This is a genomic window from Luteimonas rhizosphaericola (assembly GCF_029888045.1).
Taxonomy (GTDB): domain Bacteria; phylum Pseudomonadota; class Gammaproteobacteria; order Xanthomonadales; family Xanthomonadaceae; genus Luteimonas; species Luteimonas rhizosphaericola.
In genome coordinates this window covers 268459-288057 of record NZ_JARXRN010000025.1, presented here as the reverse complement: position 1 = coordinate 288057, position 19599 = coordinate 268459, and the positions used below count along the sequence as shown (strand labels likewise).

At 72.1% G+C, this 19599-nt stretch carries 20 protein-coding genes; 11 read left to right on the top strand and 9 right to left on the bottom strand.

Features of this window, described 5'->3' with window-relative positions; translation table 11 throughout:
• Window positions 1–9: 9 nt before the first annotated feature.
• Both QFW80_RS10625 and QFW80_RS10620 read right to left on the bottom strand, forming a co-directional pair.
• Complete coding sequence (locus QFW80_RS10625; protein ID WP_280601886.1) at window positions 10–426, bottom strand: VanZ family protein; 417 nt, start codon at window positions 424–426, stop codon at window positions 10–12.
• On the bottom strand, window positions 423–1601 hold the full coding sequence (locus tag QFW80_RS10620) for a class I SAM-dependent methyltransferase (RefSeq protein WP_280601884.1): 1179 nt from the start codon (window positions 1599–1601) through the stop codon (window positions 423–425). Before QFW80_RS10620 ends, QFW80_RS10625 begins: the two co-directional genes overlap by 4 nt.
• Before the next feature lie 54 nt (window positions 1602–1655).
• Between QFW80_RS10620 and QFW80_RS10615 the strand changes: the two genes are divergently transcribed.
• Complete coding sequence (locus tag QFW80_RS10615; protein WP_280601883.1) at window positions 1656–2393, top strand: pteridine reductase; 738 nt, start codon at window positions 1656–1658, stop codon at window positions 2391–2393.
• Window positions 2394–2624: 231 nt separating this feature from the next.
• Here the strand turns inward: QFW80_RS10615 and QFW80_RS10610 are convergent, their stop codons facing one another.
• The 5 genes from QFW80_RS10610 to tsaD form a co-directional block, all read right to left on the bottom strand.
• Entirely contained in the window at window positions 2625–3455 is an 831-nt protein-coding gene (locus tag QFW80_RS10610) for a DUF6159 family protein (RefSeq protein WP_280601881.1), read from the bottom strand.
• 166 nt (window positions 3456–3621) lie between these two features.
• A complete protein-coding gene (gene folK / locus QFW80_RS10605) occupies window positions 3622–4125 on the bottom strand; it encodes a 2-amino-4-hydroxy-6-hydroxymethyldihydropteridine diphosphokinase (protein WP_280601880.1) in 504 nt (167 codons plus the stop codon).
• Between the two features lie 91 nt (window positions 4126–4216).
• The gene (locus QFW80_RS10600) at window positions 4217–5488 is read right to left on the bottom strand and encodes a mechanosensitive ion channel family protein (RefSeq protein ID WP_280601879.1); all 1272 of its coding nucleotides are present in this window, start codon (window positions 5486–5488) and stop codon (window positions 4217–4219) included.
• 52 nt (window positions 5489–5540) lie between these two features.
• Window positions 5541–5897, bottom strand: a complete 357-nt coding sequence (gene folB, locus QFW80_RS10595) for a dihydroneopterin aldolase (RefSeq protein WP_280601878.1) — start codon at window positions 5895–5897, stop codon at window positions 5541–5543.
• Window positions 5898–5908: 11 nt separating this feature from the next.
• Window positions 5909–6955, bottom strand: a complete 1047-nt coding sequence (gene tsaD / locus QFW80_RS10590) for a tRNA (adenosine(37)-N6)-threonylcarbamoyltransferase complex transferase subunit TsaD (RefSeq protein ID WP_280601876.1) — start codon at window positions 6953–6955, stop codon at window positions 5909–5911.
• 141 nt (window positions 6956–7096) lie between these two features.
• Here tsaD and rpsU point away from each other — a divergent pair, with 141 nt between their 5' ends.
• From rpsU to QFW80_RS10540, 10 genes are all read left to right on the top strand, one after another.
• Window positions 7097–7312 carry a 30S ribosomal protein S21 gene (gene rpsU, locus QFW80_RS10585; RefSeq protein WP_036170822.1) on the top strand — a complete coding sequence of 72 codons (216 nt, stop codon included), beginning with the start codon at window positions 7097–7099 and terminating at the stop codon, window positions 7310–7312.
• A gap of 106 nt (window positions 7313–7418) precedes the next feature.
• Window positions 7419–7865 carry a GatB/YqeY domain-containing protein gene (locus QFW80_RS10580; protein ID WP_280601874.1) on the top strand — a complete coding sequence of 149 codons (447 nt, stop codon included), beginning with the start codon at window positions 7419–7421 and terminating at the stop codon, window positions 7863–7865.
• Between the two features lie 127 nt (window positions 7866–7992).
• A complete protein-coding gene (locus QFW80_RS10575; protein ID WP_280601871.1) occupies window positions 7993–8487 on the top strand; it encodes a GNAT family N-acetyltransferase in 495 nt (164 codons plus the stop codon).
• Window positions 8488–8604: 117 nt separating this feature from the next.
• Window positions 8605–9507: a YihY/virulence factor BrkB family protein gene (locus QFW80_RS10570; RefSeq protein ID WP_425603547.1), complete on the top strand. Its 903-nt coding sequence runs from the start codon at window positions 8605–8607 to the stop codon at window positions 9505–9507.
• Between the two features lie 163 nt (window positions 9508–9670).
• Entirely contained in the window at window positions 9671–11389 is a 1719-nt protein-coding gene (gene dnaG / locus QFW80_RS10565; RefSeq protein WP_280601867.1) for a DNA primase, read from the top strand.
• Between the two features lie 440 nt (window positions 11390–11829).
• Window positions 11830–13833, top strand: a complete 2004-nt coding sequence (locus tag QFW80_RS10560; protein ID WP_280601865.1) for a S9 family peptidase — start codon at window positions 11830–11832, stop codon at window positions 13831–13833.
• 164 nt (window positions 13834–13997) lie between these two features.
• Complete coding sequence (locus QFW80_RS10555; protein WP_280601864.1) at window positions 13998–14495, top strand: GFA family protein; 498 nt, start codon at window positions 13998–14000, stop codon at window positions 14493–14495.
• A gap of 231 nt (window positions 14496–14726) precedes the next feature.
• Window positions 14727–14942: a DUF4287 domain-containing protein gene (locus tag QFW80_RS10550; protein ID WP_280601862.1), complete on the top strand. Its 216-nt coding sequence runs from the start codon at window positions 14727–14729 to the stop codon at window positions 14940–14942.
• A 47-nt stretch (window positions 14943–14989) separates the two neighbouring features.
• Window positions 14990–15505 carry a DUF1993 domain-containing protein gene (locus QFW80_RS10545; RefSeq protein ID WP_280601860.1) on the top strand — a complete coding sequence of 172 codons (516 nt, stop codon included), beginning with the start codon at window positions 14990–14992 and terminating at the stop codon, window positions 15503–15505.
• Window positions 15506–15749: 244 nt separating this feature from the next.
• Window positions 15750–16100 (top strand): DUF2200 domain-containing protein, encoded by a 351-nt coding sequence (locus QFW80_RS10540; RefSeq protein ID WP_280601858.1) that lies wholly within the window; start codon window positions 15750–15752, stop codon window positions 16098–16100.
• A 142-nt stretch (window positions 16101–16242) separates the two neighbouring features.
• Here the strand turns inward: QFW80_RS10540 and QFW80_RS10535 are convergent, their stop codons facing one another.
• Together QFW80_RS10535 and QFW80_RS10530 are read right to left on the bottom strand one after the other, a co-directional pair.
• On the bottom strand, window positions 16243–17124 hold the full coding sequence (locus tag QFW80_RS10535) for a transglutaminase family protein (RefSeq protein ID WP_280601856.1): 882 nt from the start codon (window positions 17122–17124) through the stop codon (window positions 16243–16245).
• Window positions 17125–17157: 33 nt separating this feature from the next.
• Entirely contained in the window at window positions 17158–19551 is a 2394-nt protein-coding gene (locus QFW80_RS10530; protein WP_280601854.1) for a circularly permuted type 2 ATP-grasp protein, read from the bottom strand.
• Window positions 19552–19599 lie beyond the last annotated feature (48 nt).

Below are 19599 nucleotides of genomic sequence, written 5' to 3'. Positions count from 1 at the left end.
CGCGCTGCGCTAGGCGGCGTTCTCGCGCCGCCCGTCGAGCCGCAGCAGCAGGTCGTGCGCCGGGGTGAGGCGGGTGCCGAGGCCGGCGATCACGCCCAGCGTGTTCGCCAGCCCGTCGCGCATGTCGAGCATGCGGTCGGCGGTGAACGCGTCCTGCGCGTACTCGATCCCCACGCCCAGCAGCACCAGGCCCAGTCCCGCGCCCAGCAGCGCCGGCCAGTTGCGGAACAGCTGCACCGCGCATGCGGCGAGCACCGCGTAGGCGAGGAAGTGCGACCACTTGTCGCTGTCCTCGAAGTCGGGCATCGGCGGCGGCGGCATCAGCGACACCACCACCACCGCCGCGATCGCCAGGCACCACAGCGCGCACCACAGCCGCGGATGCCGCAGCGGCTTGAGCGAACGCCCGACGCGGCGCCGGGTCACAGCCGGAACGCCAGGTCGCCGAACAGGAACGCGGCATCGAGATCGACGTCGCGCGCGAAGCCCATCACCTGGAAGCGCTCGCCCATCCCGCCGGGCAGGGTCAGCAGCTTCGCCTGCTGCCGCAGCGCGTAGCGCGCGGCCTCGTCGGTGGCGCGCGCTTCGTGCGCGTCCACCCGCGCGGCCAGGCCGTTGCCGATCAGGAAACTGGCCTGCGTGCAGTAGCCGGCGAATCCGAACCCGGCGCCGGTGCCGGCCTCGGCGAGCGCGGTGAAATCGACCGAGGCGGTGAGGTCCTGCAGGCCCGCGCGCGCCAGCACGTCCGCAACCACCTGGTGGCGATGGAAGGCGCGCAGGGTGCCGTCCGGCCGGCGCGGATCGTAATACTCGCGTCGCGGATGGCCGTAGTCGACGAACAGCAGCGCGCCCGCCTTCAGTCCGCCCGCCACCGCCTGCACCCAGTACGGCAGCTGCGGCAGCAGTTCGGAGCGGTAGCCGTCCGCGAACGGCGCGTCCAGCTGCGATTCGACATGGCGCACGGCGGCCGCCAGCAGCGCGTCGGCGGGGCGGTCGCTGCGCACGAAACGGTCGCCGTCCAGGGCCACGTGTTCCTCGAACACCTCGCCGCCGAGGATCGAGAACCGCGGCGTGGGCAGCGCATCGACCACTTCGTTGGCGAACAGCACGCCGGTCCAGTCGTCGGGCATCGGGCCCTGCAGCCATTCCACGCGCGCGTGCAGCGCGGGCGGCAGCGCCTGCGCCAGGTGCGCGCGCTGGCGCTCGCGCAGGTCGGCGCTGGGTTCGAGGATCGCGTAGCGCCCGGGCGCCGCGCCCAGCGCGTCCAGGTGCGACAGCGCATCGGCGGCGAACCGGCCGCTGCCGGCGCCGATCTCGAGCATGCGCGCATCCGGGCCAAGCTGGCGCAGCACCGGCGCCAGCGCCTCGGCCACGCACTCGGCGAACAGCGCGCCGAGCTCGGGCGCGGTGACGAAATCGCCGGCGGCGCCGAACTTGGTCGCGCCGGCACTGTAGTAGCCCAGCCCCGGCGCATACAGCGCCAGCTCCATGAAGCGCCAGAACGGGATCGCCCCGCCGGCGGCGGCGATCTGCTCGCGGATCAGCGCCTGCAGCCGCGCGTTGTGGGCGCGCGCATCGTCGGGAAGCGGGGTTTCGGGCATCGTGCGGCGTCAGCGGCGACAATGCACAGGATACCGGCAATCGCGAGCGCTCCCATGCCAGAACCGACCCCCGTAGCGCTGGTCACCGGCGCCGCGCGCCGCCTCGGCGCCGCGATCGCGCAGCAGCTGCACGCGGCCGGCTACGCGGTGGTCCTGCACTGCCGCGGCTCGCGTGCCGAAGCCGACGCGCTGGCGGCCCGGCTGGAGGCCCGGCGTGCGGGCAGCACCCTGGTGCTGCAGGCGGACCTGGCCGAGTTCGACCGGCTGCCCGAACTGGTGGCGCAGGCCGTCGGCCGCTTCGGCCGGCTCGACGCGCTGGTGAACAACGCCGCCGCGTTCTTCCCCACCCCGGTCGCCACGGTGACCCCGGCGCAATGGGCCACTCTGATGGACGCCAACCTGCGCGCGCCGTTCTTCCTGTCGCAGGCGGCGGCGCCGCACCTGGCCGCCACCCGCGGCGCGATCCTCAACCTCAGCGACGTCTACGCGCGCCAGCCGCGCGCGGACCTGGTCGCCTACGCCACCAGCAAGGGCGCGCTGGAGGCGATGACGCGCGCGCTGGCCGCGGCACTCGCGCCGGATGTGCGGGTCAACGCGCTGGCACCCGGTGCGATCCTGTGGCCGGACGAGGCGGGCGACGCGGCGCTGCAGGACCGCATCCTCGCGCGTACCGCGCTCGGTCGCACCGGCACGGTGGAGGAGATCGCCGCCACGGCGCTGTGGCTGCTGCGCGACGCCACCTACATCACGGGCTCGACGGTGGCCGTGGACGGCGGACGCTCGCCGCTATAGAGGATGCGGCCCGGGATCCGGCACCTGAGCCGGCGCCGACGCGTGTGGACGTTGGCGCCGGAATGCGTGCAGGTCGCAAGCCGGGATCCGCGAAACCGGAACCCGGGGTCAGAGTCGACTTTTCCCGCCTTACCTGACGTCCCGTCACATCTGGAAAAAAGTCGACTCTGACCCCGGTTTTGCGCCACCCCGGTTTTGCGCCCGTGCAGGCGGACACGGGCGATGGTCGTCCTACGCCTTCGGCAGGAACGCGTGCTCCAGGTCCGCGCCGCGGAACGCGGCGGGCGTTTCGTGCGAGACCGCGTAGCGGTACAGCGCCGCGGAATAGATGCCGCTCAGCGCCGCCTGGTACACGCCCACCAGGAGCGCCGCCAGCAGGGCCAGCGCGCCCACCACGATGGCCAGCGCGAACGAGACCTGCGCCGCCAGCACCGCCAGCCCCGCGCCGACGATCGCCACCGCCGTGGTGATCAGGCCGAAGGCGGCGCCGATGCCGACCTGGCCGACCGCGTTCTCGCCCCAGGTGCGCTTGAGCAGCGCCACGCTCTGCTTGAGCGCATCGATCGGACCGATGTCGCGCGAGACCAGCACCGGCACCACCAGGAAGGTGGCCAGCGTCCAGGCCGCGCCCAGTACGCTGCCCATCAGCCGCACCAGGAAGTTGTCCTTCTGCTTGAGCCCCTGCAGCAGCACGCCGACGGTGGCGGCGATCGCCGCGTAGCCGAGGATCGCGGGGATCCGCGCCTTCGCCGCGTTGAAGCCGTCGGCCAGGGTCGGGTCGCCGCCGTCCAGGCGGATCATCGCCGCGCCTACCAGCGCGCAGTTGAAGAAGATCATCACCGCGTACTGCACGAAGTAGAACAGGAAGCCGAACACTACGCCGCCCAGGCCGAAGCCGTCGGCGAAGATCCGCAGCGCGAACGCCGGCAGCAGGAACGTCGCCAGCACCACCAGGGTGACCGCGCCGGAGATCACCGGGAACAGCATCAGTTCCTTGTCCGAGCGCAGCACCGAAGCGCTGGCCTTGACCAGGTCCCAACTGCGCGAGAACTTGTCGAACATGGTGTCGCCTCCGTGGATGGCCGCCATCGTGCCGCGGCGCCCCGGCGCCGGCAATTGACGGATGTCATGTCCACGACCGCGCGGGCGCGCCGGATGTGACCGGGGCGCTGGCCGCGGGTCGCTGCAACGCGCCGCGACGCCGGCGCCCGGCGCACGCCCGCCGGGCTCACCCCGCGTGCGTGACCGGCTCCAGCGCCACCGCCTCGAACGCGCGGTCGTGGTCGGCATGCGCGCGCCACAGGTCGGCCACCGTGCGCCGCGCGGTGGGATGCACGGCGTCGGGCGCGATCTCCGCCAGCGGCTTGAGCACGAAGGCATGGCGCAGCTCGTCGCGCGGCAGGCGCAGGTGGCCGGCGCCCTCGGCGACCAGGTCGTCGTAGAGCACGATGTCGATGTCGAGCGTGCGGTCGCTGTAGCGCGGGCCGCTGCGGTCGCGGCCGTGCGCATCCTCCAGCGCGTGCAGCCAGGCGTTGAGCGCATCCGGCGACAGGTCGGTCTCGAGCGACGCCGCGGCATTGAGGAAATCGGGACCGTCGTACCCCACCGCCGGGAACCGGTACACGCGCGAGACCCGCACCTGGCCGAAGCGCGCCCGCAGCGCCGCGATCGCCGCACGCAGGTGCCGCTCCGGATCGAGGTTGCTGCCGAGGCTGAGGTGGGCGGTGGGCATGGGGCGCTCCGGGCGGGTGCCCATGATCGCGCATCGCGGCGCGATCGGGCGACGTGCAGGTGGCGCAGCCGTGCGTTGCGCCCCGGCCGGCTCAGCCGGAAACGGTGACGTCCGCCGGGTCGGCGGCGGCGCGGTGCAGGCGCACGTCCAGCGGCGCGTCGCTGCGGCTCTGGAACACCTTGAGCCCGAACTGCGGCAGGATCGCCAGCAGGTGGTCGAAGATGTCCGACTGGATGCCTTCGTACTCGGCCCATGCGGTGGTCGCGGTGAAGCAGTAGATCTCCAGCGGCAGCCCGGTCGGGCCCGGGTCGAGCTGGCGCACCAGCAGGGTCATGTCGTCGCGGATGCCCGCATGCGCGCGCAGGTAGGCCAGCGCATAGGCGCGGAAGGTGCCGAGGTTGGTCACCCGCCGCGCGTTGACCGGATCCTTGCCCGCCGCCTCGAGCTGCGCGTTCCACGCCTCGAGCTCGGCGCGCTTGGCGTCGAGGTACTCGTCGATCAGCGCCACCCGGCGCAGCGCGTCGCGCTCGTCCTTCTCCAGGAACCGCACCGAGGCCTGGTCGATCAGCAGCGCGCGCTTGATCCGGCGCCCGCCGGCCTCGCTCATGCCGCGCCAGTTCTTGAACGACTCGCTGATCAGGCGATAGGTCGGGATGGTGGTGATGGTCTTGTCCCAGTTCTGGACCTTGACCGTGTTCAGGGCGATGTCGATCACGTCGCCGTCGGCGCCCAGCGCGGGCATCTCGATCCAGTCGCCCACCCGCAGCATGTCGTTGCCCGACAGCTGCACGCTGGCCACCAGCGACAGGATGGTGTCCTTGAACACCAGCAGCAGCACCGCGGTCATCGCGCCCAGGCCGGACAGCAGGATCAGCGGCGAGCGGTCGATCAGGGTCGCCACCACCAGCACGCCGGCCAGCAGGAATACCAGCAGCTTGGCCACCTGCAGGTAGCCCTTGATCGGGCGCGACTGCGCGCGCGCCACGTCGCGTGCGTACAGGTCGCCGATGGCGTTGAACAGGTTGCCCAGCGACAGCGCCACCGTGAGCACCACGTAGGCGTGGGCAACGTTGCGCACCACGGTCGCCACCGCCGGCGGCAGGTCGGGCACCAGGCCGATGCCGGCCGACAGCACCAGCGCCGGGACCACGTGGGCCAGCCGCGTGAGCACGCCGCGCGCCATCAGCGCGTCGTCCCAGGACATCGGCGAGGCGCGCACCAGGCGCCGCACCACGCGCAGCAGCACGCGATGGGTCAGCCAGTTCGCCAGGAGTGCGACGACCACCAGGGCCAGCAGGCCCGCCAGGGTGTCGCCATACGGCACGCGGTCGAGCCACGCGAGCCATCGGTCGTCGAATTGCATGGCGCCATCGTAACAAACGCCCTGCGTACGCCCGTTGCGACGCGCGAAGGTCTCAGCCGGCGCGCGTGCGCTCCACGATCACGCCCACCGCCTTCGCGCCGCGCACGGCGCCGGGCTTGCTCAGCTTCAGGCGCACGTGCGCCACATCGAACTCGGCGAGCACGATCGCGACGCAGCGTTCGGCCAGCGTCTCCACCAGCCCGAAGTCCGACTGCGAGACGTACTCGACCAGGCGCCGGCTCACCGCCTTGTAGTTGAGCGTGTCGGCGATGTCGTCGCTGGCGGCGGGCACGCGGTTGTCGAAGCCCATCTCTAGGTCGAACACGAGCGTCTGCCGGATCCGGCGCTCCCAGTCGTAGATGCCGATCAGGGCCTCGATCTCGAGGCCTTCGATGAAGACTCTGTCCATGGGCCGGGATCCTACGCCGCGACCGGCGGCAGCGACGCCATGTCCCAGCGCGGGGTCACGTGCACCGCGGCATCGTCGTGCTGGCCCGCCTGCAGGCGCAGCGCGCCGGCGAAGGCGATCATGGCGCCGTTGTCGGTGCACAGCGACGGCCGCGGGAAGCAGGCGCGGCCACCGCGCTTGGACGCCATGTCCTGCAGCCGCGCGCGCAGGCGCTTGTTGGCGCCGACGCCACCGGAGACCACGATCACGTCGCACCCTGCCGCGTCCAGCGCGCGCCCGCACTTGATCGCGAGCGTCTCGACCACCGCGTCCTCGAAGCCGCGGGCGATGTCGGCCTTCGTCTGCGGCGACTGGTCGGACTGCTGCCAGGCCAGCAGCACCTGGGTCTTGAGCCCGCTGAAGCTGAAGTCCAGTCCGGGGCGGTCGGTCATCGGCCGCGAGAAGCGGAACGCGCCGGGCGTGCCCTGCTCGGCCAGCGCGGCCAGCTGCGGGCCGCCGGGATAGGGCAGCCCCATCAGCTTGGCGGTCTTGTCGAAGGCCTCGCCGGCGGCGTCGTCCAGGGTCTCGCCCAGCAGCCGGTAGCGGCCGATGCCGTCCACCGCCACCAGCTGGGTGTGCCCGCCGGAGACCAGCAGAGCCACGAACGGCGGCTCGGGCGCGCCATGGACCGGATCGGGGTCCTCCATCAGCGGCGCCAGCAGGTGGCCTTCCATGTGGTGCACGCCGATGGCGGGGACGTCCAGCGCCCAGGCCAGCGAGCGCGCCACCCCGGCGCCCACCAGCAGGGCGCCCACCAGCCCGGGGCCGGCGGTGTAGGCCACCCCGTCGAGCTCGCCGACGCCCAGGCCGGCCTCGGCCAGGGTCTGGCGCACCAGGGGCAGCAGCTTGCGCACGTGGTCGCGGCTGGCCAGTTCCGGCACCACCCCGCCGTACTCGGCGTGCAGGGCCACCTGGCTGTAGACCGCGTGCGCGCGCAGCCCGGCGGCGCCGGCCAGGGCCGTGTCGAACACGGCCACGCCGGTCTCGTCGCAGCTCGATTCGATGCCGAGGACCTTCATGGGCGGGCGGGGCGGCTTGCGTCGTCGGGAAACAGGCCGTTATCATACGCGGCTCGCCCGGTCCGGGGACCTGGCGTTTGGCGAAGCTGCTTCGCACGAGCCCGGTGTCGACCGCCGGATGATCCCAGAACCGAGATTCCTATGCCCAGCGTCAAAGTCCGCGAAAACGAGCCGTTCGAGTTTGCCCTGCGCCGCTTCAAGCGCACCTGCGAGAAGGCCGGCGTGCTCGCCGAGACCCGCAAGCGCGAGTTCTACGAGAAGCCGACCCAGGAGCGCAAGCGCAAGGCCGCCGCGGCCGTGAAGCGCCAGGCGCGCCGCACCTCGCGCGACGTCACCAAGCGCCAGCGCCTGTACTGAGCCGCGTTGCTTCGCGCAGAAGCCGGCACGCGCGAGCGTGGCCGGCTTTTTGCGCTTCTGGACCCCCGTTTTCCATCCCTTCGACCCGACCCACACGGAGCGCCCCATGGCCCTCAAGCAACAGCTCACCGACGACATGAAGGCCGCGATGAAGTCCGGGCAGAAGGAGCGCCTGGGCGTGATCCGCCTGATCAACGCCGCGATCAAGCAGAAGGAAGTCGACGAGCGGGTCGAGCTGGACGACGCCGCGGTGCTGGCGGTGCTGGAGAAGATGGTCAAGCAGCGCCGCGATTCGGTGAGCCAGTACGAGGCCGCCGCGCGCGAGGACCTGGCCGCGGTCGAGCGCGCCGAGATCGCGGTGATCGAGGCCTACCTGCCGGCCAAGCTGGGCGAGGCCGAGATCCGGGCCGCGATCGACGCCGCCATTGCGCAGACCGGGGCCACCGGCCCGGCCGACATGGGCAGGCTGATGGGCGTGCTCAAGCCGGCGCTCGCGGGCCAGGCCGACATGGGCCAGGTCTCGGCGCTGGTGAAGCAGCGGCTGGCGGGCTGACCCCGCCTCCCCCGGTCCGGGCGCCGCGGCCGTCGCGGCGGGTGTCCGCACAGTGGGAGCCCCACCGCCTCGCGCCCCGCGGCGATCCAGGGACGAGGCGCGCGCCCCGCATCAGGAGTAGCCGCTCATGACCCAGCAGACCCGGGTATCGATCCGACCGGCGCGTCGCGACGACGTGCCCGTGATCCTCGCCCTCATCCGCGCCCTGGCCGAGTACGAACGGCTCGCAGACCAGTGCCGGGCCGACGCCCCGTCGCTGGAGGCGACGCTGTTCGGCGAGCGGCCCGCGGCCGAGGTGCTGATCGCCGAGGTCGGCGGCGCCGCCGCCGGCTTCGCGCTGTTCTTCCACAACTACTCGACCTTCCTCGCCAGGCCCGGGCTGTACCTGGAGGACCTGTTCGTGCAGCCGGAGCATCGCGGCCTGGGCGTGGGCCGGCGGCTGATGGCGGCGCTGGCGCGGATCGCGGTGGCGCGCGGCTGCGGGCGCTTCGAGTGGTCGGTGCTGGACTGGAACGCGCCGGCGATCGGCTTCTACCGTCGCCTGGGCGCGATCGGCATGGACGGCTGGACCGTGCAGCGCGTCAGCGGAGAGGCGCTGCAGCGGCTGGCGCAGGACGCCTGAGGCCCTGACGCCACGCCAGGTCATGGCGCAGCGGCGTACCCGCCGCCACCCCGGGATTCTCGTCGGCGCGCGACCGCCACGGCGCGATGACGCCACGGCTACGCCGTCGCCGCGATCATGCCGGCCATGATGCTGCCCCCCTCGCTCCAGGCGCGCCTGGACCGCCTCCAGCGCACGCTGCCGGCCCAGCTGGTGCAGCGCTTCATCGAGATCGACCTGCTCACCCAGGCCGCGTCGCTGTCGTTCTTCGCCCTGCTGTCGCTCGCGCCGCTGCTGGTGCTGCTGCTGTGGCTGACCGCCTCGCTGTATCCCTCCGCGCAGGCCGAACTGATGGAGCAGCTGGGCGCCCTCGCCGGCCGCGGCGCGCAGGAAGTGGCGGCCACCGTGCTGCGCAACGCCGAGGAACAGCCCGACGTGGGATCGCTGGCCGGGCTGTGGAGCACGCTGCTGCTGTTCGTCGGCGCCACCGCGGTGTTCGCGCGGCTGCAGAACACGCTCAACCTGGTGTTCCATACCGATGCCAGGCGCCTGGGGCTGCAGGCCTGGCTGCGCAAGCGCGTGTTCTCCTTCGGCGTGGTCCTGGCGCTGGGCTTCCTGCTGGTGGTGTCGGCGGCGCTGACCACGGCCCTGGAAGTGGTGTTCGCCGGATCGCCCACCCTGCCCGTGCTGGGCAACCTCGCGGCCCTGGGGATCTACTCGCTGGCGTTCGCGCTGATGTACCACTACCTGCCCGACCGCCGCGTGCGCTGGCAGCAGGCGCTGCTGGGCGGCGTGATCACCTCGCTGCTGTTCGTGCTCGGGCGCTGGGCGATCGGGCTTTACATCGCCCGGGCCGCGCCCGGCAGCGCCTACGGCTCGATGGGCACCCTGGTGATCCTGCTGGTGTGGATGTACTACGCGGCGATGGTGTTCTTCACCGGGGCGCTGGTCACGGCGCTGATCGACGAACGGGTCTCGCGGCGGGCGCGCGAGGAACGCGCGGCCGCGCGGGCGGCCGCGCGCCCGGACACCGCCGACTGACGCGCACGCCTGGCGGGCGCCCGACCGGCGCGCCCCGACAGGCGCCGGGATGCGATCATGGCGGCGTGGCCCTGACCGCTGACGCACCTGCCCGCCCCTGCGGCGCCGCCCCGGGCGGCGCGGCGACCCCACGCGCGCGCGCCGTGATGCGGAGGCGCTGACCATGGCCCGCATCCCCGACGCCTTCATCGACGAGCTGCTGGCGCGCACCGACATCGTCGAGGTGATCCACGCGCGCGTGCCGCTCAAGCGCCAGGGCAAGGAATACTCGGCGCGCTGCCCGTTCCACGACGAGCGCTCGCCGTCATTCACCGTCTCGCCGACCAAACAGTTCTACCACTGCTTCGGCTGCGGCGCCCACGGCACCGCGATCTCGTTCCTGATGAACTACGACCGGCTCGAGTTCCTCGATGCGGTCGACGAGCTGGCGCGCGCCGCCGGCCTGGAGGTGCCGCGCGACACCCGCCAGCGCAACGCCAACCCCGACACCCAGGACATCTTCAAGGCGCTCGATGCGGCCGCCGGCTTCTTCCAGCGCCAGCTCGCCGCGAGCGACAAGGCACGCGCCTACCTCGACCGCCGCGGCGTGGGCGAGGCGATCCGCGCGCAGTTCGCGATCGGCTACGCGCCGGACGGCTATTCCGCGCTCAAGGATGCGCTGGGCACCGATCCGCGGCGGATGCAGCTGCTCGAGCGCGCCGGGCTGTTCTCGAAGAACGACCGCGGCCATGTCTACGACAAGTTCCGCGACCGGGTGATGTTCCCGATCCACGACCGCCGCGGCCGCGTGATCGCCTTCGGCGGCCGGGTGCTGGATCCGGACGCGGCGCCGAAGTACCTCAACTCGCCCGAGACCGCGGTGTTCCACAAGGGCCGCGAGCTGTACGGCCTGTGGCAGGCGCGCCAGGCGAACCAGGCGCTCGCGCGGCTGGTGGTGGTGGAGGGCTACATGGACGTGGTGGCGCTGTTCGAGCACGGCGTGACCCAGGCCGTGGCCACGCTGGGGACTGCGACCACGCCCGACCACGCCGAGCTGCTGTTCCGCAACGCGCCGGACGTGTACTTCTGCTTCGACGGCGACCGCGCGGGGCGCAGCGCGGCGTGGAAGGCGCTCGAGTCGGTGCTGCCGCGCATGCGCGACGGGCGCCAGGCGTTCTTCCTGTTCCTGCCCGAGGGCGAGGACCCCGACACCATCGTGCGCAGCGAGGGCGCATCGGGATTCGACGCGCGGCTGCGGGACGCTACCCCACTGTCGCAATACTTCTTCGACACGCTCTCGGACGGGATCTCGCTGGGCACGCTCGACGGCAAGGCGCGGCTGGCCGAACGCGCGAAGCCGTTGCTGGCGCAGATTCCCGATGGCGCCTTCGGCGACCTGATGCAGCAGCGGCTGACCGAACTGACCGGCGTCGGCGCGCGCCCGTCGGTGGCCGAAGCGTCGGCGCCGATCCGCCGCCACGGCAGCCAGCCGCTCGCGCCGCCCAGGCGCAGCCTGGTGCGCAGCGCGATCGCGCTGCTGCTGCAGCAGCCCTCGCTGGCGCTGGACCTGCCGCCGCCGTACCGCTTCGTCGCGCTGCGCCAGCCGGGCATCGACCTGCTGACCGAGCTGATCGCCCTCGTCAGCGTGCGCCCCGAGATCACCACCGGCGCCCTGCTGGAACATTTCGAGGGCCGCGAGGAAGGCGCCGCGCTGCAGAAGCTCGCCAGCCAGTCGCTGCCCGGCGACCAGGCCAGCTGGCGCGAGGAATTCCACGACGCGATCGCCCAGCTCGACCGGCAGACCCTGCAGCAGCGCATCGACGAACTTCAGGCCAAGCTCGGAACGGGCCTCGACGAGGCGGAGAAGGTCGAGCTGCGGGAGCTGCTGCAGGCGCGGCGCTGAGCCGCGGCAGCAGGCTGCGCACCGGACGCGTGGCCGCCTGTCCCGCCAGCGGCGTCTTCACCTGGCATCGCGATGACGAGGCGCGCGGACCGCGCCTGACAACACCGGCCGCCGACGCTGCCCCTGCCCGACGGCTTCCGGCAGCGCCCCAGCCAGCACCCCGCTCCCGCTTCCCCTGACCATCCGCCGCAGGCAGTTCCAGCCGTACCGGCGCAGTGCACCGGGCGTTCGCACCCGGCCCGAGGCATGCCTTCGGCCGGGTAAACGGCGCCAGACGTGGCGAAACGGCGACCAGGTCATGGTGGCCGCCGTGGTGCCGCCGCGGGCGGACAGCGTCAATGTCACGGTCCTGATGCTGCTGGGGCTTCGCCCCCAGGGCGGCATCGGCAGGCAGGCGTCATCTGGACTAGGCTGTCGCCACCCTGCCGCCGGAGCCGCCCATGCGCCTGATCCCGTCGCTGTCCAGCCTTGCGTTCGCGCTTGCCCTGCCGGCGCTGGCGCAGTCCCCCGTCGCCACCGCACCGAAGGACGCATCGCCTGCCGCGGTCGAACGCATCGAACAGGGCAACCGCGTCACCGAGCAGATTCCGGAGATCCCGGCAGACCTGGTCGAACGCCTCAACCGCTACCAGAACACCCGTGGCGCCTCGGTGGAGGGCTGGACCGCCGACGACTGCCTGCTCGTGTCCACGCGCTTCGCCGAGACCAGCCAGGTGCACCGCGTCTGCCAGCCGCTGGGCATGCGCGAACAGCTGACCTTCTATCCCGAACCGGTCGCCGGGGTGGCGGTGGCGCCGCCCGGCGCGCCGCGCGAGGGGTTCGTGTTCGGCAAGGACCGCGGCGGCGACGAGTTCTCGCAGCTGTACTGGTTCGACGCCGCCACGCGCGAGACCACCCTGCTCACCGACGGCAAGCGCAGCCAGAACGGCGGCACGGTGCTCAGCGACGACGGCGGCCTGATGGCCTGGAGCAGCACCGCGCGCAACGGCACCGACCGCGACCTGTGGCTGCGCGACGCGCGCACGGGCGAGTCGCGGCTGCTGCTGCAGGAAGGCGGCACCTGGAGCGCGCTGGATTTTTCGCCCGACGGCGAGCGGCTGCTGGTGTCGCGCTACGTGTCGATCAACGAGTCCTATCCCGGCGAAGTGGACGTGGCCAGCGGCGCGCTGCGGATGTTCCCGGTCGAGGGCGGCAAGGCGGCCTTCGGCGATTTCCGCTACGCGCCCGACGGCGTCGGCGTGTACTACGTGTCCGACGAGCCGGTGGACAGCGCTCCGAGCGAGTTCCAGACCCTGCGCTACCATCGCCCCGGCACGGCGCCGGTGCAGCTGAGCACCGCGCCATGGGACGTCGATGCCTTCGAACTGTCGGGCGACGGCCGCCACCTGGCCTACGTCACCAACGAGGACGGCATCCATCGCCTCACCGTCCTGGCGCTGCCGGCCCACACCCCGATCGCGCTGCCCGAACTGCCGGTGGCGCTGATCGGCGGACTCGAATTCTCGCCCGATAACCGGCGCCTGGCGGTCACGCTCAACACCGCCACTTCGCCCAGCGACACGCACGTGATCGACCTGGGCGCGGCCACCCTGGTGCGCTGGACGAAGAGCGAAGTGGGCGGACTGGACACCACCGGTTTCGTCGCGCCCACCCTGGTGCGCTATCCCACCTTCGACACCGTCGATGGCGCGCCGCGCACGATCCCCGCGTTCTACTACCTGCCGGCGCGGCCGACGCCGGCGGGCGGCTATCCGGTGGTGATCAGCATCCACGGCGGCCCCGAATCGCAGGCGCGGCCGGGGTTCAACGCCAGCACCCAGTTCCTGCTCGACCAGCTGGGCGTGGCGGTGCTGGTGCCCAACGTGCGCGGCTCCTCCGGCTACGGCAAGACCTGGCTGACCCTGGACAATGCCGAAAAGCGCGAGGATTCGGTCAGGGACATCGGCGCGCTGCTGGACTGGATCGCGCAGCAGCCCGAGCTCGACGCCTCGCGCGTGGGCGTGATGGGCGGCAGCTACGGCGGTTACATGGTGCTGGCCTCGCTTATGCACTACAGCGACCGCATCCGCGCCGGCATCGACGTGGTCGGCATCTCGGACTTCACCACTTTCCTCACCAATACCGAGGAATACCGCCGCGACCTGCGCCGGGCCGAGTACGGCGACGAGCGCGACCCCGCCATGCGCGCCGTGTTCGACCGCATCTCGCCGCTGAAGAACGCCCACCGCATCGACGCGCCACTGTTCGTGGCCCAGGGCCGCAACGACCCGCGCGTGCCCTACACCGAGGCCGAGCAGATCGCCACCGCCGTGCGCGCCAACGGCAATCCGGTGTGGTTCCTGATGTTCAACGACGAGGGCCATGGCTTCCGCAAGAAGAGCAACAGCGACTACTTCGGCGCGGCCTCGGTGCTGTTCTGGCAGCAGCACCTGCTGGAGCGGTGAGGCATGCGCACGGCCATACGCGCGCCCGTGCCGACGGCGCCGACATCCGACCCGCCGTGTGCGGACCAGGGTAGGGGCATCATGCGCCGATCCGACCTGCCGACGCCGGCACGGCGCCTCGCTGCGGCACGCACGTGGCGTCGACCTTCATCGAAGCCCCGGCCATGATCGGCCATGCAACCCGCGCCACCTGCGCATGCGGCCAGGTGGCGGTCGAACTCCGCGGACGGAGCATCTACTGCGCGGCCTGCCACTGCGACGACTGCCAGCGCGCAGCGGACCAGCTCGCGCGCCTGCCGACACCCGACCCGGTGACGGACCCATATGCGGGGACGCACTACCTGCTGCACAGAAGGGATCGCTACACGGTCGAACGTGGCGCACTGGTGCCCCACAGGCTGCGCGCCGGATCGCCGACCAGGCGCATGGTGGCAGAGTGCTGCAACACGCCGGTGTTCGTCGCGTTCGACAACGCGCAGCACTGGATCAGCGTCTATCGCGCGCGCGTCGATCCCGCGCCGGCGCTGCAGGCGCGGATCGCCACGAAATTCCATCCCGGTCGCGCGCCGCTTCCCGACGATGTTCCCGCCTACCGGACATTTCCGCTCGCGCTGGTGGCGCAGCTGCTCCTGTCCAGGGCGCGGATGGCGGTCGGGCGGTGAAGGCCGCATGCCCGCGGTCGCGCGGCCCGGCCGACTGCGCGGTCCCCGCACGCTGGGCGCGGCCGTGCTGCGGCGCGACGAGGGCGCGATCGCCCCTTCCCTGACGGTCACCCGACAGGTCTCGGAGGAGAGCATCCCGGTCGATCCGGCGGCATCCCGATCGTCGGATACGATGAACGGTCAGTCGCGCGTACGGCCACGGCCGCCACAGTCCCCAACACGGAGCATCCCATGGCACCCCAGGCAAAAGTCGCAGGCCCGGCCTCGTATTTCCCGTCCATCGAGAAGACCTACGGCCGACCGGTCGCGCACTGGCTGGCACTGCTGGACACGGTCGCCGACCGCCCGCACATGGCGCAGGTCGCCTTCCTGAAGCAGGACCACGGCCTTGGCCACGGACATGCGAATGCGCTGGTCGCCTATCGCAGGTCGCAGGCCGGTCGCTGAGCGACCGCGCGGCGCATCCCTCACCCTCACCCGCCACAGGCGTCTGCATGGCCGACACCGGAATCACCGAACTCAAGCGCGTCTTCATCTCGCGCCTGGACACGCTGGACCATATCCTCGACGTGGGGCAGGCGCACCTGCCGGACATCGACGCCGCGATGGGCGAGCGCCTGGCGCCCGACATGTTCCCGCTGGGGACCCAGGTCGCCTTCGCCTGCAACCAGCCGCGCGGCTTCGCGCTGTGGTGCGCACGGCAGCCGATCTCGCTGCTCGACCCGGAGGTGCGCAGCCTCGACGCGGCGCGCGGATACATCCGGGACACGCGCGCCCTGGTGGCGGCGATCGATGCCGACGACGCCCGGCTGGACGAGGCCAAGCGCACGGGCCTCGGTCCCGGCCTGTACTGCGAGACCACCGCGCACCTGTACGTGAGCGACTACCTGCTGCCCAACTTCTACTTCCACATCACCACCACCTACGCGATCCTGCGCCTGCTCGGTGTGCCGGTGGGCAAGGCGGATTTCATGCGTTTCCTGCTGCCGCACGTGCGCCAGGACAGGTGAGCCCGCTGCGGGGCCGGCGCCGGCGGGCTGCCATGAGCGTCCGTCATCGCCCATCGCGCGTGATGCCACTCCGGTAGCCGCAAGGTCATCGCGTTTCGAGATCGATCCGGGAGGGGAACCCTTGAGTGCCGATGAAGGTCGACGCGAGCGAGCACGCGCCGCTGTGCCTGAAAGGCGTTTCCATCCGGCACAGCGCCGCTGTGCCTGAAAGGCGTTTCCATCCGGCACGGGTGGGGCACCACGCATGAGCAGCCACCGCATCTTCGCGATGAAGTTCTCCAGCGTGTATCCGCTGTACGTGCAGAAGGCCGAGCGCAAGGGTCGCACCCAGGCGGAGGTGGACCAGGTGATCCGCTGGCTCACCGGCTACACCCAGGCCGGCCTGCAGCGACAGATCGCGCAGGACACCGACTTCGCAGGCTTCTTCGACCAGGCACCGGCGATACACCCGGCCAGCGAACGGGTTACCGGCGTGGTGTGCGGGGTACGGGTGGAAGCGATCGAAGACCCGCTGATGCGGCGCATCCGCATCCTCGACAAGCTGGTCGACGAACTGGCCAAGGGCAAGGCGATAGACAGGATCCTGCGCGCGTAGCCGTGTTGGATGATTCAGGTCCGTAGCCCGGGTAAGCGAAGCGCACCCGGGGTGTTTTCCGCATCGACCCAATCCCGGGTGCGCTCCGCTTACCCGGGCTACGCGAGTGTGGTGAGCCCGACATGCAAATAGCCGCGCGAGCTCACTCCAGCGGCAGCACGTCCACTGCCTGGGCGGCGGTCTGGGCGCCGGTGGTCTTGAGCACGCCGGCAATGGGCGAGACGTCGGCGTAGTCGCGGCCGTAGGCGATGGTGATGTGGTCGTCTCCGGCGGCGATCCCGTTGGTGGGATCGAACTCGCGCCAGCCCATCTGCACGCCGCACCAGGCGCGCACCCATGCGTGGGTGGCATCGGCGCCTTCCAGGCGCGGCCGGCCCTGCGGCGGCACCGTGCGCAGGAACCCGCTGACGTAGCCGGCGGGAATGCCCAGGCCGCGCAGCCCCGCGATCATGATGTGGCTGAAGTCCTGGCACACGCCCGCCCGCATGTCGAAGGCCTCGCCCGCGGGCGTGTCGACTTCGGTCGCGTCGGGGTCGTAGGCGAAATCCCCGTGCAGGCGCAGGCCCAGATCCTGCACCAGCGCGTACACGCTGCTGCCGCTGCGCGCGCTGGCGCGGGCGTAGTCGGTCAGGCGCGCGAGCAGCGGCGCGCGCGCGCTGGCGGGCAGGAAGTGCCACGGCGCATCGGGCGCGAGCGTGCGCAGCCCGGCCAGCTCGGCCTGCAGGCCGGCCGGGTCGGGCGAGAGGTCGAGCTGCGACTGCCCGTCGCGCTCCACGCGCACGTGCGCGCGCATCTCCACCTCCAGCGCGCGGTGCGGCGGGCGCAGCGCGATCGACAGCACGGGATTGCCGAAATAGTCGTCGAACTGGGTGCGTTCGGACGGGGCGGGATCGATGCGCACCCGCACGTCTTCCACATGCTGGATGCCGGGCAGTTCGCGCGGCTGCACCCGCACCAGGTGGTGAGCGTCGCCCACCGGGCGCTGGTAGGCGTAGCTCAGGCGCAGGCGCACGTCATAGCGCATCGGAAGATCCTCGGCCCGGGCCCGCCACGGCGCTCAATGGAAATAGGCGCGCGAGACGCCGTTGTAGAGCCCGGCGATGTCGCGCGACAGGCCGGCGAGCGTCGCCGGATCCAGCGCCGCGGCATCGCGGGTGGCCAGTTCGGTGTGCAGGCGCATCGCCTGGCGGGCGAAGTCGGGCAGCGGGTGGCCGGCCCCGGTTGCCGGCAGCTGCGCGAACGCCTCGCGCAGCTTGTCGACCTGGAACATCACCGAACGCGGGTTCGCGCCGTCCAGTGCCAGCAGGTCGAGCACGCTGTGCGGGCCGGCGTTGACGCCGTAGCGGTTGCGGTGGGTCATGACGCTGTCGGCGATCTCCAGCAGCGCCTGCTGCAGCCCCGCCGGGGCCTCGCTGCGGAACAGCAGCGCGAGCACGTCGGCGATCTGGATGCCGCGCTCGATGCGACGGCCGATCTCGAGGAAGCGCCAGCCGTTGGAGCGGTACATGTTCTCGTACATCAGGCCGGAGAAGCCCGCCAGCTTGCGCAGCAGGACCGTCACCGCGCGGCTGGCGTCGTCGCCCGCCGTCACCCGCTCGGCGAAGCGGTTGGCAGTGGTGGACAGGTCGTGCAGCGCGCCCCAGCCGTCGGGCGAGAAGCGGTCGCGGATGCGGCTGGCGCTGGTGGCCGCGCCGTCGAGGCTGCGCAGCAGGCCCGCGGGAATGGGATCGATGACCTCCACGCCGATGCGGTCGAGGTAGTCGCCCAGCACGTCGAGCAGCGGCGCGGGGTGGTCGCCGATCTCGGCCAGACGCACGTGGTAGGCCCGCAGCACGCGCGCGATGGCCTCGCTGCGCTCGGTGTAGCGGCCGAGCCAGAGCAGGTTCTCGGCCGCGCGGCTGGGCAGCGCCGACTCGCGCCGCTGCAGGTGGGCCCCCGCCAGCAGCGTCTCCTGCACCACCGGGCGCTCGCCCACCACCCACACGTCGGCCGCCTGGCCGCCGAGCTGCATCGCGATCGCGCGGGTATCGGCCTGGGCGCCGATGCGGGCGAAGCCGCCGGGCATCACTTCCCAGCCGTCGGGCGTGCGCGCCACGAACGCGCGCAGCACGAACGGGCGCGGCTCCAGGCGGCCGTCCATGTACACCGGCGTGGTCGAGAGCCTGACCGCCTCCTGCGCCACCCAGCGCGCGCCGTCGCTGCGCAGCTGCTGCAGCAGGCGCGCGCGTTCGTCGGGGTCGAGCTGGGCGCCGGGACGGGTGGCCTGCGGATCCTCGTAGGGCAGGCGGGTGGAGAACGCCGGGCCGATCAGCATGCGGTCGGCCTGTGCGATCACCTGCTCGCGTTCGGCCGGCTGCCCGCACCACCAGGTGGCGATGCCCGGCAATTGCAGCGCCTGCCCGGTGAGCGCGTGGCAGATGCGCGGCAGGAAGGCCTGCATCGCGCGCGTCTCGACCACGCCCGAGCCGAGCGCGTTGGCCATCGTCAGGCTGCCGGCGCGCAGTGCGCCCACGGCGCCGGCGGTGCCGATCCACGAGTCGCCGCGCAGCTCGAGCGGATCGACGAAGGCCGCGTCCACGCGCCGCCACAGCACGCTCAGCGGCTGCAGGCCCGACACCGTGCGCACGTGCATCGCGCCGTCGCGCACGGTCAGGTCGTCGCCTTCCAGCAGCAGCACGCCGAGGTAGCGCGCGAGCCAGGCGTGTTCGTAATAAGTCTCGTTGTTAGGGCCCGGCGTGAGCACACCGATCGCGCCCATGCGGCCGTCGGCCAGGTCCAGCAGCGCATCGCGGTAGCGGCGGAAGAAGCCGGCCAGCCGGTACAGGTGCATGTCCTCGGGCAGGTCCGGGAACGCGCGCACGGTGGCGACGCGGTTCTCCAGCGCGAAGCCGGCGCCGGACGGCGCCTGGGTGCGGTCGCCCAGTACCCACCAGCGGCCGTCGGGCCCGCGCCCGAGCTCGAATGCGCAGAAATGCAGGTAGTGGCCGCCACGCGGCGCCACCCCGACCATCGGCCGCAGGAACTCGGGATTGGCGGCGATCAGCTCCGGCGGCAGCAGGCCGTCGGCCACCAGCTGCTGCGGACCGTGCAGGTCGGCCACCACGCGCTCGAGCAGTTCGGCGCGCTGCACCAGGCCGGCGCCGATGTCGCGCCATTCCGCGGCATCGATCAGCACCGGCAGCGGCGAGAGCGGCCATTCGCGCTCGCGCGGGCCGCCGCGGTCGTCATAGGCGCTGTAGTACACGCCGGCATCGCGCATGTACTGGTGGGCGCGGGCGAAGCGCGAGGCGAGCTCGGTCTCGGTCAACCCGTCGAGCATGTGCACGAAGCGCTGCCACACGGGGCGCAGCTGGCCATCGGTGCCGAGCATCTCGTCCACCCCGCCCCACAGCGTCCGGTAGCGCGACTGCAGGCCGTCGGCGTGACCGGGGATTGGCGGAGCTGCGGGCATCGCGTGCGCATCCATCCGGTGGCGGGCCGCGTCCCGGCGCGGCCCCGG